Consider the following 15,018-nt stretch of genomic DNA (forward strand, 5'->3'; position numbering starts at 1 on the left):
TATTTATGATCGATTAGTGGATAATTTGGAGTCGTAAATGGTTGATTGAATATTGTTGTTCTCGAATTAGCGATCATCTGAAATGCCATATTTACCAATAGCTGGCATGTACATGTTGTAAACGAAATCTAAATTTAAAAAATGTAGTAAATTAGCACAGATGCTAATCACTACATCAATATGGAGAATTCATCTAAATTCTCCAATTCTTTTTATCTTGCTACGCGTACGTTGAAAGCGTTAACACCTTTTTGGCCATTTTCTACTTCAAATGTTACGCTGTCATTTTCACGTATATCGTCCATCAAACCTGTTGAATGTACAAATACATCTTGACCACCATTTGTTGGTGTGATAAAACCGAAACCTTTGGTAACGTTAAAGAATTTTACTGTTCCTTCTTGCATTATATTATTGTTTTTATTAAAAATTATTTAATTCCAGACCCATGTTTATGTCATGGTATGACACACATAAGTTAATCGATCTGCTAGCAAGAAAAGGATGTGTATTTTTGAAGGTTGATAGAAGTCAAGCTCTAAGAGTACTGCGCACTTTTTATGAATAACAAAAATTGGCAGTTGCAAAAAGCGATAAATAACACGTTACTAATTTACTATTTTGTGTTGGATAATCGCAAGGCAGAGCCTGATTCTAAAACAAATGTAAGTATTATATATTGAAAATCAAAATATAATTTTTTTTATCCTCCATAAACTCCTTATTGCATCTGTATACCCTCCATAGCATTTTGATTTTTATTTTTCTTAAACATATTCATATCCATTTTTCCAAACCGGTATGATAAATTTAATTTAACAAGTTGTGGATTCGAAAGACGATAATAGCTTTGTGAAAACCCTTCACCAGAGGAAACGACAGTGTTGCCTCGACTTCTGAAAATATCGTTTACAGCAAGAGTTACGGATGCTGCTTGATTCTTCAAGAAACTTTTCTTGATGGCAAGATCAACCCCATAGAATGGTTTGATATAACCTTGTGACGAACTTTGAGCCTGATTCATCGGCGGACCGAAACTTTGATTTTGTGTAACTGGCATATTTGTTTTGCCTTGATATTCAAAAGCTAATTGAAAATTCCAATTATTTTTAATATTGAATGTGTTGTTTAATTTTCCAAATACTGTCCACATCGCATCAGTTTTTACACTTTCATTTACTTCTATTTTAGAATTGTAAAAATTCAAATCTGCAGTTAGGTCCCACCATTTTTTTAGATTATTGGTATACGTAAACTCTGCACCATAATTTCTGCTGGAGTTGGCATTAATATAGGTATTGATGAAGTCCATTTTATCTGTGATCGGATTGAGCTCTTGTGTCAGATAGCGTGTAATCAAATTATTGGTTCTTTTGTAATATACAGAAGCCAAAAAAGTACCTTTTCCATGTGTCCTGCTATAAGAAATTTCACCCGATGTTGTAAACTCTGGTACGAGATCTGCATTACCTCTTGTGATATTTAAACTATCTGTGTAGTCTATAAAAGGTATAATTTGAAAAAAATTGGGACGATTAACCCGACGGGTTACACTCATTTGAACCTGATCTTTCTCAGATATCTTTTTACTCAAGAACAGGGATGGAAATAGGCTAAGTGGATATCGATTGTGAAATTTTTCATTGGTATTCAAAAGCTCTCCATCGTAAGTAGAACTTTCGCCACGAAGACCAACTTTGTATGATACCCAATCTTTTAAATTTCCACCAAGAGAAGCGTATACTGCATATACGGTGTTTTTATTATCATAATTGGTAGATGCTGATGTGATATTTTCGAAATTTTCTTCACCTATAGCTTTTAGTGAATTGTCATTGATATTTGTTAAATTATTGATCTGTGCACGCAATCCTGTTTCGAGTTTCATACCATTTTTGAATGGTTTAACGTAATCAGCTTGGATAGTCATAAACTGATTATCACCTGAACCATTATTTTTTTGTATCTGCGTACCTGTAATCTGGTTCATACTATTGAGGTAGTTGGTCGTGTAAAGGCCATTGGATGTATTACTCCCTCCAAAATAGTTAAAGTCAACTGTCAATTCTTCACCTTCTGTTTTGAATTTTTGAACTAGACCAGCTTGTAGACCTCTAGGTTTAAAGCTGCGCTCTGATTCAGAAATTCTATTGCTTAGTGAAGTGTTGCTTGCTGATTGTGTTGAGATCAACGTGCTTTCATTAGGACGAAATTTTCCTTCAACAAATATTCCGGCGATTGAAAATGTAGTCTTCGGAGTAAAATCATAATCTAAACCCAGTCTTCCAAAAGTGATCATCCCTTTTGTTTTTCCTTCTATATCTTGATCTACAACTGAATTTTCGTTGTTGATATTACTCAATCGATGACTATTTCCCTCGGTATTAGTCCGCATACGCATATTCATACCCGTTAAAGAAATATTTAATTTGTCCTGACGTGCATTGAGACTTCCCATAAAATTGGTTCCGCCAAAGCGGTCACCTCCAAGGGTCACCATACCATTGTAACCTGTTTTTTTATTTTTCTTAAGAATGATATTTAAAATACCTGCCATACTTCCTGAAGCATCATACTTAGCAGAAGGATTGGTAATGATCTCTATTTTTTCGATAACGTCGGCTGGTATTTGATCAGGTGAAAGTGTTGTTGGTTTACCATCTACGAAAATTGTTGGAGCAGCATTTCTGAGTTTGACATTGCCGTCAATATCAACTTGTACAGATGGCATATTGCGAAGTACATCAATGGCTGTTCCTCCTGCTGCTACGATATTCTTTTCTACATTGTACACTTTTTTGTCAATATCAATCTCCAGCAGCGCTTTACGCCCTGTCACGGTTACTTCATCAAGTTTTTGATTGTCGGGTTCCAGGACAATGGTCCCCATATCTTTGTTTATATTTTTGTTACTATTCCCATATTCTACGAGTATATCTTTAGCAGTATAACCGACAGAGCTAATTTTTAATTTCCATTTGTCTTGAATGGATACATTTGAAAAACTGAATGTGCCATTCTCCTGAGAACTGGTACTTCTTATTAATACTTCTCTTTCCTTGCCCGAGTTTTGGTCTTTGATTACATGCAACAGATTGACCGAGGCTTGGGCAATTGGTTTACCTTGGCTGTCTACAATCTGACCTAAAAGTTTACCTTCAGAAATAGTGATGCTACTTGGTCGGTTAGTGGAAGAAGTTTGGGCATGTAGCGTCGAAATAGACGCTGCCATCATAAATGCTGATATATAAGTTTTCATTTTTTCTTTTTTCAATACATGCGGACAGTTCAGGTAAGGTAGTCCGATATAGAGCAAATGTGATAAGGATTTTTGATCTACACAATCAACTGTAGACAAATCACATGAATGTGTAGACGAATGGAAGTAGATTAAATGAAATTGATAGACCTAAATCTTCATTTTAGATGAAAAAGATCGATATTCGTCATGTATTTTTTGCCGATAGGCAGTGCAATTTCTGGGAGCGTAAGCTTCGTTTGGGTAACATGCTCAATTCTACTTTTATTAATGATGAAAGAGTTGTGGATACGTAAAAAATCAGTTTCAGGAAGTATTTTTTCCATACCCCTTAGGTTGCTACGCGTAAGGAGGGGCATGGCACGATTTACTAAATAAATTTTGACATAATCCTTCAAACCTTCGATATAACTGATCTCATGTAAAAAGATCTTTGTTTTTTTATATTCCACATTGACTACGATGTGATCTATTTTTGGTTTATCACGTCTCAACATGATTTCCTCCACTTTCCGAATTGCTGTCGTCAATCTTCCCTTTGAGATGGGTTTGAGAAGATAATCGACTGCATTCAGCTCAAATCCCTCTACAGCATACTCATGATAAGCTGTAGTGAAAATAAATAATGGAGGGTCGGTTAATTCACGGATAAATTCCGTCCCTAATTTTTCGGGCATCTGGATATCTAAAAAAATTAGATCTACAGGTTGATCTTTTAAAAAATCAGACACATCATTAGGAGCATTGAATTTCTGTAAAATCTCGAGATTGTCAAAACTTAATAAATCATCTTCCAAGATATTTAGGGCAAATGGCTCGTCATCGATTAGTATACATTTAATCTTCATCAGTAGTCAGTTTTAGTATAACTTCAAAATACCCTTGATCATTTTTATTAATGGAAAGATGATGCTTATTCGGGTAGAGTAATTGTAAACGACGCTGTATATTGGCTAAACCAATACCTTCGTTTACACGAGGGTGGTTGTGCTGCAAAATTTTATTGCTTGATTTAAAAGCAATTCCGCCAGGTATTTTAATAAATTGAAATATGATGTCCGGTGTATTTTTGCTATCCACTCCATATTTAAATGCATTTTCTACAAAATGAATAAATAGTAATGGTGGAATCATTCTATTTTTTAGATCGTTTTCAATTTCAAGCTGTATATTTCCAGTAACCGGAAGCCTTAGTGTTTGTAAAGCGATGAAATTTCGCATATGTTCAATTTCTTTAAAAAGCTCCACTTTTGGACCATCAACCTCATAAAGGATGTAGCGCAATATTTCAGATAGTTTAATGATTGTATCTTCTGAATCTGGAGATTGCTTACGGATCAGCCAACGAATATTATTTAGCGTATTGAATAGAAAATGGGGGCTGATCTGGAGTTTTAAGATGGTGAGTTCTGCTTTAGTTTTTTCCAATGCAATTTGCTTATTCAATTCTTTCTGCCTTGCCTGTTCTCCATAAAGAAAGATCATGGATGAAGTGATCATACAGAGTGAATATATAATCGCTGGACCTATTACCAGTCGTACAAATAGAATATTCTCTTTTGTAAAATGAGCTAACTCTCCATTGGGATTAAAATAAACAATTGCATAGTTGAGAGCAACATACGCTAGAAAACCAAAAAGAATGATAGATACAAAGATCCTACGATGGCTAAAGAAATATTTTGGCGCAACATAGTAGCAGTGTAAATAAAAGCTAGTTGCCAAAAATAAAATATTAACGAGATGAGATATGCCCGAATAAGGTTTAAATTCTGCAATCTTGTCTGGTTGGTAGAGGTAGGTAATAAAAGGAAGAAACAATAGTATAGTCCAGATGACAATATGCAAATAGAACTTTTTGAAGAATCTACCAATCATAACATTTTTTTTTAACCATAAAATTTTCTGGTATCTCAAAAATATAAAATTATTCATCAGTATATAGAAAATTAGTGATAACATTTATCTTCGTATAGTATTGTGAGTAAAAAATAGGTTATAACTTTTATTAAAATTTAAATAACATGTTTACACTAGAACAAATCAATGATGCTCATCGTAAAGTTAAATCAGGAGCGGAGTTTCCCTATTTTATGAAAGCAATTAAGGCTCTAAGCGTTATGCGCTATGAAGCTTATATCAAGGATGGACATATTGATTATTATGGTCTTCATGATGATATCGTAAAGTCTGATGCGAAATATGCACCACTAGAAATTGCAAATGATGTGAAAAAAGATCAATTTAAAACCGAATTGTTAGCTCATCAACAAGGTAAAACAGACTTTTTAAGTTTTATTAAAATGTGTGCTGAGGTTGGGGTTGATAAATGGATCATTTGTATGGATACGATGACTTGTACATATTATGATCAAACAGGAAATGAAATTTTGGTAGAGAACATTCCAGTATAAACTCATGATTTTGAGATACTACTGATGCTGATTCACTTGGTAAAGTCAATCCACTTTACGAATAAAAAGTTCTAATGCTGATCAGGTCAGTTGTAGTATTGTTTAACATGACAGTAGTATTTTGTCATCTAACATATTTTAAATGTATTTGGATCTACTTCGTGTACAATATCTTATCTTTCTGTTAAATTTTTGAAACAAACTTATTTTGATTCATACCATTCGAGTATGTAATTGTTATTTTTTTGTTCACTTTCTATAAATATAGTCATCGGTTTACCAAATAATAGTTGAATGGCATTGGTATCAAATTGTTGAGCATCGTTTTCTAATGTTGATTTGTAATAAATTTTTAATGGAAATAAAATTTGACTTTGATTTTTCTCATTATAGCCGCGTAAAACCTGACTGTCATTCGTACTTGTCGCATAAAATTCACAGTCATTATAAATAATGGTTTTACGTATTACATTTTGTTCAAAATTTTCTTTTCCATTTGAATCGTTAAAATCTATTTTAGGGTCATAAACTTTGAGAATTGACTCCAATTTGGACTTTTCTTCAAGTGTAGTTAAGATATGAACAGTGAAAAAATAATCATATTTATTTTCAGGATAGGCTACAAAAAAGCAATGAGCAGCTTTGTCTGATGAAGATCTTACATTTGCTTTCTCAATCTTTAGTCGTCTACTTAAAAATTCTGCTTCATCACCAATTATTTCTTTATGATAAGTTATTTTTCTAAATAATTTTGTATCGATCTTCTTTGGATCAATTTTTAGTATAAAAGGGGCATCAAGATAAACCGCTTGTCCATTTTTATAATAACTGATGTAGGCATTCCAATGGGGTATGCTGCTCATTATGCTAACATCCATTATTAATGTAGCAAGCGCTTTATTGCTAATGGTATAAGGTTCATTGTCAATCTTAACCACTATAAAATCCGTTTGTGCATTAAAATCTGCAATAAAATTCCCAATAGGTTTGCGTTGTTGAATTAAGCCAAAAGGTTCTAGATTTTTCATGATAGCGATGCTGTCGTTTTTTATTGGTTTTACTTCCTGTGCAAAACATACGGCATTCAATAAAAAAAGCAATGCCAAGCAAAGGTGTTTATATGTTTTATCATCATTCATTTTAATTCACCAAATTTAAGCCATTAACGATTTAGGCTATTGTCTTTATGAAATTAAAGAAAAACTGTTGATTTGTTTGTATAATTCTCTTTATTATTTACCAAATTTGTGATGGGATGTAAATTTACGTCTCTATTGGAGATATTACTTTTCTTAAAGATTTATTTGCATAATGTACGTGTAGCGTAATTATAGATTTAAAAATTATCTTTCATTTCTATTGTTGAATACTTAACATCAATACAGGATAAAGAGAAGTAAATATGTATGTCAAAATTAAATGAGCATGATGAATTTAAATGAGCCTGCAAAGACTTTAGAGTCAACAAAAAAAATACTCCCTATCATTCTTGCTACCTCTATATTTATGCAGATGCTGGATTCAACTATCCTCAATACTTCATTGCCTGCTATTGCAAAAGATCTGAATGAATCTCCATTAAATATGCAGAATGCCATTATCAGCTATGTCCTTACTTTAGCAGTTTTTATGCCTGTAAGTGGATTTCTATCAGATAAATTCGGTACTAAGCGTGTGTTTATTTTCTCCATAGTTTTGTTTAGTGCTGGTTCCTTATTTTGCTCACTTTCTCAAAATTTGATGCAACTTGTAATCGCACGAGTGATACAGGGTATCGGTGGTAGTTTGATGACTCCAGTAGGCAAATTGGCCCTCATTAAAACTTTTCCAAAAAAAGAATTATTGAAAGCAATGAATTTCGCGATTATTCCAGCTTTAATAGGACCCGTATTAGGCCCATTGGTAGGTGGGTATATGGTCGATTATCTTTCCTGGCATTGGATCTTTCTAATTAATATACCCATTGGTCTAATAGGTCTGCTATTAAGTCTGAAGTATATGCCCGACTATAGATCAAATATTATCAATTTTGATCTAAAAGGATTTCTCATCTTCGGTGCGGCATCATTACTACTTTCGATTTCCTTAGAATTATTTGGCAATACTGCTCACCTGACACCAGTGCTACTCGTGGCATTAAGTGGATTCTTTATGCTGTATTTTTATTATCGCCATGCAAACACAGATGATAATCCTATTTTTCCTTTAAATTTGTTTCAAGTAAGAACTTTTCGGGTCGGTATTTTAGGTAATCTAGCTACACGATTGGGGATTAGTTCTATTCCATTATTACTACCCATGATGATCCAGATTGCTTACGGTCAGTCTGCTGTAACATCAGGATGGATTGTTGCTCCAATGGCTTTAACAGCTATGTTCGGAAAATCAGTAGTGATAGGCATCTTAAATAAGTTCGGTTATAGAGCAACCCTAATGACCAATACATTTATTATTGGATTGCTGATTTGCTGTATGGCCATACCTACGATAAATTCATCCATTTACTGGTACATACCTATTATAGCCACTCTTGGTTTTTTTAACTCTATTCAGTTTACTTCCATGAATACCATTTCTATCGCGGATTTACGGCAGTACCATACCAGTAGTGGCAATTCATTAGTTTCTGTTAATCAACAATTGGCAGTTGGTTTTGGCGTTGCATTTGGACTGATCGTGTTGAAACTTTTTCAAGCTGATGTAAAGTTGATTCATCATGAAATTCATAATGCTTTCAGGTATACGTTTTTAGTGGTGGGCAGCTTGACCATCCTATCTGGATTTATTTTTAGAAGATTGCATTTTAGAGACGGAGAAAATATGAAGTCCGAAGAAAAATAAAAGCCATAGATCAAAAAAAACATATTTTTTGATCATCCATCCACATGAAGTTCCATTCATGATATTCCTTAAGAATCAAATAGGAGACATCTGGCTTTTTGTTATATCACAGATGTCTCCTATTAGAATACCCTGTCATTGATTTACCTTGTAACGATGAAACAGGAAATGATTATTCTTTGCTCCTATTGAAGAGGTTAATCGTTAATAAGGGGCTATGCTTAACACAAAAGATCCTTCATGTTATTTTTTTCGAACGGCTTTAAAATTTCCGTTTGGCTGTTTGAATGTTAATGATACAGCTTTGTCATCGACTAGTTCAAATTGCAGGTTATATCCGGTTAGTATATTGATTTTGAAAGTATGGTTTCCAATAGCTGTAGTTTCATAATCTGTCTGTCCTGGAACAGAAGCGACCAAAATATTGCCTTTGAGGTATATCTTGATCGTAGTGCCTCCTAACGTATATTCACCGACATATTGTTCCATCATTTCTTTTGGTAAATCGACTTCTTTGGGACGGAAGGTAAATAAAACAGATTTTCCATCCATAGGTATCGTTAGACCTGCTATCTTTCCATCATTACCCGAGCTGAAATTGAATTTAAATTCACTATAAGCGGTATCAATTACTCCATTTTTATCGATATCTCTAGCCTCGAAGACATCATAATGAAAATGTTTTAGAAAAATATGCTCCTTTCCAAATTTTGCAAATAGCGAATCGCCTTTATGATAGACATGAATTATTCCTGCAATAGGATTTTCATAAGATCCTACATAACTTTCTGCTTGGTGAGAGGGCTTGGTATTTAAGATTTGTTCTTTTTCTGCTGGCAGATTTTTAATTTCCTTTTTCTGAGCTACTTCTTTTTTCTTATTCTGCTCAGCATTCCAATCTATCGGATTGATTTTTAAAATACGATCGGCGATGGTATTACTGATGATAGCTGGTACGGGTGAATTGCTTTGATTGCTCAGTACGACGATACCGAGTTTATCTGATGGAAAAAAGGATACACTTGCAGAAAAGCCATCAATATTACCACCATGCTCTACCTTATAATGTCCACGGTAAGAACTGATCATCCAACCTAGACCATAACTGGCCGAATAAATATCTTTATACTCTTTAGGTAAACCGCCCGCTATAACCATTTGTGCAGAAGCGGCTTGTTCTATGTAAGAAGATGGTAAAATATCGTTACCCATATAAGATCCTCCGCTAGTCCACATTTGCAACCAATGCGCCATATCATTTACACTACTGTTAATTGACCCAGCAGGACCCATGCCCGATATATCATAATAATCCAGCTTATTAATTACGCTATCGTTTTTTAAAGTGTAAGGCAGCGAAGCATCCGAATCTTTTTGCATATCGTAGATACTGGTATTTGAACGTGTCATGGCTAATGGTATAAAAAGCTTTTCTTTTATATTTTGCTCCCAAGTTTTTCCAGTTATTTTTTCAGCAATCATACCCTGAAGAAGAAACATATAATTATTATACTGCCATTTTTCTCTAAGTCCCACATTAGGTTCCATATACTTGATTCTTTGCATTAAGCTATCTCGATTTGGCGTATTAAAGAGATACCAAGAATAATCATATCTGGAAAGTCCCGTACGATGGGTCATCAGATCACGAACGGTAATTTGATTATTCATATTGTCATTAATAAAACGCAAGTCGGGTAAATATGTCGTTGCCTTACCATCCAAAGAAAGTTTACCTTCTTTTTCCAATAAACCCAGTAGCGCACAAGTAAATGCTTTAGAACTGGAACCTATAGCAAATAGCGTATTGGGCGTTACAGGCTTCTGCCCTTCGAAGTCCCGATAACCAAAGCCCTTACTATAAATGACTTTATTTCCTTCAGTAATGGCTACAGCAAAGCCAGCAACTTTTTGATCATGTAATACTTTGTTTAATACAAGATCTAAATCCGTAAGCCTTTTATCAAGTTTTACCTTTTCCTGTTGAGCAAATGTCGAAAAACTAATTATGGAGAGGGAAAGGTAAATAATCGTTCTTTTCATCATATTAAAATTTGTTTAATCTTTTATTTTTATGGAGATCAACTTATACCGTTAGATATAAGAATTTTCTTAAATCAATGATACGATATAATTATAACCAATACAAGAAATAATTTATTGTATTGCAATATTGTATGCCTTGTGATTATTGTTCCTTTTTTATTACCTTTAGTGATTGGGTTCATATGCAATGTTTGGTCATATTGCACCATGTTTCAGCTCCAACAATCGAAATTATGCGCGATATAAAAGATGTCTTAAAACAGAAACAACATGTATTAGATGTTGGGTTTGCAGTGATTGAACACATTTATTCGAATGAGGAAGTAAATAGTATTTTGAATGCTATCCATAATGCCGATACTTCAAAACCTACATTCAGAAAAACAACAGACTTATTCGCTATTCGTCAATTCTTAAGAGAAATTCCTGAAGTTTTGGCACTTATATTTACGGACAATCTAAAGAAAATCATTCGAGACATTATTGGCGACAATTTCTTTGTCGTAAAGAGCATTTATTTTGATAAACCTGAAAATTCGAATTGGTATGTGTCTTATCATCAAGATCTGACGATTTCGGTCGATAAGAAATTAGAAATTGAAAATTTCGGACCTTGGACGATGAAACAAAATCAATATGCAGTACAGCCCACCATTGACCTGTTAGAAAACATGATGACCATCAGAATTCATCTTGATGATACAGATGAACATAATGGCGCTTTAAAAGTTATTCCAAAATCTCACAGTAAGGGTATTTATCGCCCGGAGACAATAAATTGGGATGATGAGGTTGAAACAATTTGTTCCGTGAAGAGGGGAGGGATCATGCTGATGAAACCCTTGTTATTGCATAGCTCCAATAGAACTACCAATAATAAGAAAAGACGGGTCATACATATCGAATTTTCAAATTTAGAACTGCCGATTGAATTAAAATGGTCAGAGCGTATAAATTTTAACCTCATATAGACATTGGAGATAATCCCTTTCCATCTTTCAAAGTGGTTTCAATAACTTATCCAACTCACGATGTAATACTCTATTTAGCATATCCAGGCTTGAGAGAATCTCATCCAAGTTGGAGGCTATCATGAGCTATCTAATAGATGATCTGGGAACTTTCTTTAATACTGTTCATGACGAAAATACTTTTTGTTTGTCCAATACCCTCTATCTCAGAAAGCTGATTCACAAAAAAATCATGGAATACATCCATATTCGGAGCTAGAATTTTTAACATAAAATCAAAGTCACCACTGATATTATAAAATTCCACTACTTCATTCAATTTACTCACTTCTTCTATAAATTTTGATGCGGTCTTTTTATTATGTGCATTTAGAGCGATCATACATATCACCATCATTCCTTTATCCACTTTTTTACGATCTAAAACAGCCGTATATCCTTTTATGATCCCTAATTTTTCCATACGCTTGATTCGCTCATGAGTAGGTGTTGAGCTTAGGTTAATTCGGCCAGATAGATCGCGGACACTCAGCTTAGCATCTTTTTGTAATAAACGTAGAATAGCGAGATCCTTTTCATCAAGTGTATAATTTTCCATTTGTTCTTTTATTAGATTCAATATTGATATTTAAAGTGTAAATGTTCTTTTTTTTGTTTTGATTATGATGTATTGTTCCAAATTTAGCGAATAGTTTTATTATTTGTCCCAATAATTTTAGTTTTGCAGGCAATTTGAATGATATGGGAACAAGGAGAAATATAATATTAATACTAGCATCGATAGGAACTTTTGTTGAAGCGTTGGACATTGCCATTATTAACTTAACGATTCCCTCCATTCAACAACAGTTTCATATTGGTGCAGATAAGGTACAGTGGTTACAGACCTTATATGTTTTATTTTTTGGAGGTTTTTTGATTATTGGAGGTAAACTATCTGATGAGATTGGGCGTAAAAAATTATTTCTTTTAGGCGGGTTGATTTTTATGTTTTCCTCATTAGGCGCAGGACTCTCTCCCAACTTTGAGGCGCTTGCCCTATTTCGTGCTTTACAGGGGCTTGGGGCAGCACTTATTATGCCAGCATCATTGTCTATTGTCACCAATACTTTTACTGAAAATCAAGAAAGAAATCGTGCATTAGGAGTTTTTAGTTCATTTGCAGCGATTGGGTCTGGAAGTGGATTATCGATAGGAGGGATCATCAGTACCTACCTGAGCTGGCACTGGGTATTCCTGATTAATGTTCCCATTCTTTTCATCACGTTAATATTAGCATATCATTACCTGCCATCTGATGAAAAAATTAAAAATGTTCAGAAAACAGACGCTATTTCTGGATTACTATTGGTTTTAGGATTATTAAGTCTAACCTATGGTACACATGAGCTTATCCATATCCATGAACATCCCCTATTGGTAGTTGGCTCACTTGCATTGGCCGCATTTATATTAAGCACTGTATTTTATCGTTTGAAAACAGTGTCCCAACCCTTAATCAACCTCGAGCTATTTAAATATAGATCATTGGTGGCTTCCAATCTTGCATTCTTTACTTTAGGAGCATTTTTTATAGGATTTTTATTTTTGATATCCTTGATGCTCCAAAAAGATATGCATCATAGCGCTGCTTCAGCCGGTATCATGTTGGTGCCTTTTAGTATCATGTCTGCAGTAGTAGCTAAATTTATACTGCCCACTATTTGTCGAAAATTTTATCCTGCACAGATGGGTATCTTAGGATGGTCTTTTATGTTAACAGGTGCCATATCTTTACTATTATCCATCTACTTTGGTCATCCGCTACAGATTGTTTTATTCGGCGCTGCGTGTATTTCAGGAATTGGAATGACCATCTGCTTTACCAGTTTATCTATTTTAGGCATTCGCGATGTGGACGCAGTTCATTATGGTGTAGCATCAAGTTTAACCAGTACGAGTTACTTTTTAGGAGCTGGAATTGGTCTGTCATTTATGACTTTAATGAGTCAATTATTTCCTTCCAAATTGGCTGTAGACCATTTAAGCTTGAGTATCTTAGCCTGTTATGCTGTGATTGCTATGGGGATTTTGAGGTATTTGATCATTAAAGAATTAAAAGCTGAAAAAGTTCAAGTTGCTATTTAACCTGAGCTGTAGAAACTGAGATAAAACTACTCCTGGTTACTATATTTTTTACCCATCCTTCTACAGCTGTAATTTTGGAAAATTTCGCTCATCATGCACATCCAATATTGGTGACTGAGTCATTAGGTTCTGGTTTCGATTGCGTAATATCGAGCAAATCAAACTCGATCAAGTAGATTATAAATATAGCTATTTCGCGCTTACATGCTTTACTGTTTTTAAGTATTGACTTCTGCTAATGAGAAATTTTAGATATCAGCTTGGCAAAGATGGGATTTTTTTGACGTTTTGTACTTCATTGGTTTTAGGTTTTATACTCTTGAACTTTATTTCAAATATCACGGCTATGAAATTGAGCGGTAACAAAATTTGATTAACAGATGCTACTTCAGGCATCGGCAAAGCATTGACAGAGAAATTCTGTGCATCAGACAATCATATAGTAGTAGTGGGTAGAAATGAAATAAGGTTAGAAGGACTTAACAGATCCAATACTCCTAAAATACTTAAACAGGCAATAGAAAGAAAGTCAGAATACATAGGTTTAATAATCGAACGAAAATAAAATTACTACTGGCGAGGTATTGCATAATTGAGGATGAAGTTCTACAATAAACATAAGTACTTTTCAATACATTTGTATTATACTGAATGCTCGTTTGTATTGTTTCGACACTGCGACAATAGCTGAAGCGTTGAGTATTATTTTACAATATAACCTTTTACAAACCTTTTATGACAACTGTAAATCCATATCTATATTTTAACGGGAATTGCGAAGAAGCTTTTCTTTTTTACAAATCAGTCTTTAATTCCGAGTTTAAATATATCGGACGCTATAAAGATGTTCCACAAACAGATCGAGAAATATTTTTAGAACAAGACAATAAAATTATGCATGTTTCTCTTCCAATTTGTAGAGAGACAACATTGATGGGTTCTGACAATGCAGAGCTATTCCAACAAGCTGTTTCAACTAACAATTTCTCATTAGCTATTAGCACCGACAAAAAGGAAGAGGCAGATAGATTATTTCAAAATCTTTCTGTAGATGGTAAAATAAAACTAGCGATGAATGAAACATTTTGGGGTTCATACTATGGAATTGTTACGGATAAATTCGGAATTAACTGGAAGATTAGCTTTGAATAAAAGCATTTAATTCTACAAAAGTCATTATTAGAGAAGCTGAAATAAGCTATAATAAGCAATTCAAACAATAAAAAATTCTGTAACGGAAAATAACTTTGTCAGACCCTCTTTGGTAATCGATGAAGATTGTGAAGAATTTCTTACGAAGAGAGTAAAAGGTTGGGTATGTGAAATTGAAAATCAAATTGTAGGTTTTGCAATTGCATAG

Annotated in this window: 12 protein-coding genes; 5 read left to right on the forward strand and 7 right to left on the reverse strand. The window is 33.9% G+C overall.

The genetic code is table 11. The annotated features are described in order from the left end of the window. Nucleotides 1–212 precede the first annotated feature (212 nt). The 4 genes from C8N37_RS17720 to C8N37_RS17735 all read right to left on the reverse strand — a co-directional run bounded on the left by C8N37_RS17720 (nucleotide 213) and on the right by C8N37_RS17735 (nucleotide 5,137). Nucleotides 213–407, reverse strand: a complete 195-nt coding sequence (locus tag C8N37_RS17720) for a cold-shock protein (protein ID WP_045753501.1) — start codon at nucleotides 405–407, stop codon at nucleotides 213–215. A 314-nt stretch (nucleotides 408–721) separates the two neighbouring features. Next, a complete protein-coding gene (locus C8N37_RS17725) occupies nucleotides 722–3,259 on the reverse strand; it encodes an outer membrane beta-barrel family protein (RefSeq protein ID WP_146171103.1) in 2,538 nt (845 codons plus the stop codon). A gap of 158 nt (nucleotides 3,260–3,417) precedes the next feature. Then, nucleotides 3,418–4,107 (reverse strand): LytR/AlgR family response regulator transcription factor, encoded by a 690-nt coding sequence (locus C8N37_RS17730; RefSeq protein ID WP_108160156.1) that lies wholly within the window; start codon nucleotides 4,105–4,107, stop codon nucleotides 3,418–3,420. Beyond that, nucleotides 4,097–5,137, reverse strand: coding sequence for a sensor histidine kinase (locus C8N37_RS17735; RefSeq protein WP_170114559.1), 1,041 nt, complete (start codon nucleotides 5,135–5,137; stop codon nucleotides 4,097–4,099). The genes C8N37_RS17730 and C8N37_RS17735 overlap by 11 nt, the downstream gene beginning before the upstream one ends. A gap of 146 nt (nucleotides 5,138–5,283) precedes the next feature. Here C8N37_RS17735 and C8N37_RS17740 point away from each other — a divergent pair, with 146 nt between their 5' ends. Then, nucleotides 5,284–5,673, forward strand: a complete 390-nt coding sequence (locus tag C8N37_RS17740) for a DUF1398 domain-containing protein (RefSeq protein ID WP_108160158.1) — start codon at nucleotides 5,284–5,286, stop codon at nucleotides 5,671–5,673. 203 nt (nucleotides 5,674–5,876) lie between these two features. On the opposite strand, the gene C8N37_RS17745 is transcribed toward C8N37_RS17740, so the two are convergent. After that, a complete protein-coding gene (locus C8N37_RS17745; protein ID WP_108160159.1) occupies nucleotides 5,877–6,812 on the reverse strand; it encodes a hypothetical protein in 936 nt (311 codons plus the stop codon). 286 nt (nucleotides 6,813–7,098) lie between these two features. On the opposite strand from C8N37_RS17745, the gene C8N37_RS17750 reads away from it, so the two are divergent. Then, on the forward strand, nucleotides 7,099–8,514 hold the full coding sequence (locus tag C8N37_RS17750; RefSeq protein ID WP_244914465.1) for an MFS transporter: 1,416 nt from the start codon (nucleotides 7,099–7,101) through the stop codon (nucleotides 8,512–8,514). A 243-nt stretch (nucleotides 8,515–8,757) separates the two neighbouring features. On the opposite strand, the gene C8N37_RS17755 is transcribed toward C8N37_RS17750, so the two are convergent. Continuing rightward, nucleotides 8,758–10,560: a serine hydrolase gene (locus C8N37_RS17755; protein ID WP_108160161.1), complete on the reverse strand. Its 1,803-nt coding sequence runs from the start codon at nucleotides 10,558–10,560 to the stop codon at nucleotides 8,758–8,760. 233 nt (nucleotides 10,561–10,793) lie between these two features. Between C8N37_RS17755 and C8N37_RS17760 the strand changes: the two genes are divergently transcribed. Continuing rightward, a complete protein-coding gene (locus tag C8N37_RS17760; RefSeq protein WP_186812833.1) occupies nucleotides 10,794–11,531 on the forward strand; it encodes a phytanoyl-CoA dioxygenase family protein in 738 nt (245 codons plus the stop codon). Nucleotides 11,532–11,661: 130 nt separating this feature from the next. Here C8N37_RS17760 and C8N37_RS17765 read toward each other — a convergent pair whose 3' ends face one another. Then, entirely contained in the window at nucleotides 11,662–12,129 is a 468-nt protein-coding gene (locus C8N37_RS17765) for an Lrp/AsnC family transcriptional regulator (RefSeq protein WP_108160162.1), read from the reverse strand. A gap of 143 nt (nucleotides 12,130–12,272) precedes the next feature. Here C8N37_RS17765 and C8N37_RS17770 point away from each other — a divergent pair, with 143 nt between their 5' ends. Continuing rightward, on the forward strand, nucleotides 12,273–13,658 hold the full coding sequence (locus C8N37_RS17770; RefSeq protein ID WP_108160163.1) for an MFS transporter: 1,386 nt from the start codon (nucleotides 12,273–12,275) through the stop codon (nucleotides 13,656–13,658). A gap of 735 nt (nucleotides 13,659–14,393) precedes the next feature. Beyond that, nucleotides 14,394–14,810, forward strand: coding sequence for a VOC family protein (locus C8N37_RS17775; RefSeq protein ID WP_108160164.1), 417 nt, complete (start codon nucleotides 14,394–14,396; stop codon nucleotides 14,808–14,810). Nucleotides 14,811–15,018: the final 208 nt, after the last annotated feature.

Source organism: Sphingobacterium faecium, from assembly GCF_003054045.1.
Taxonomy (GTDB): Bacteria; Bacteroidota; Bacteroidia; order Sphingobacteriales; family Sphingobacteriaceae; genus Sphingobacterium; species Sphingobacterium faecium.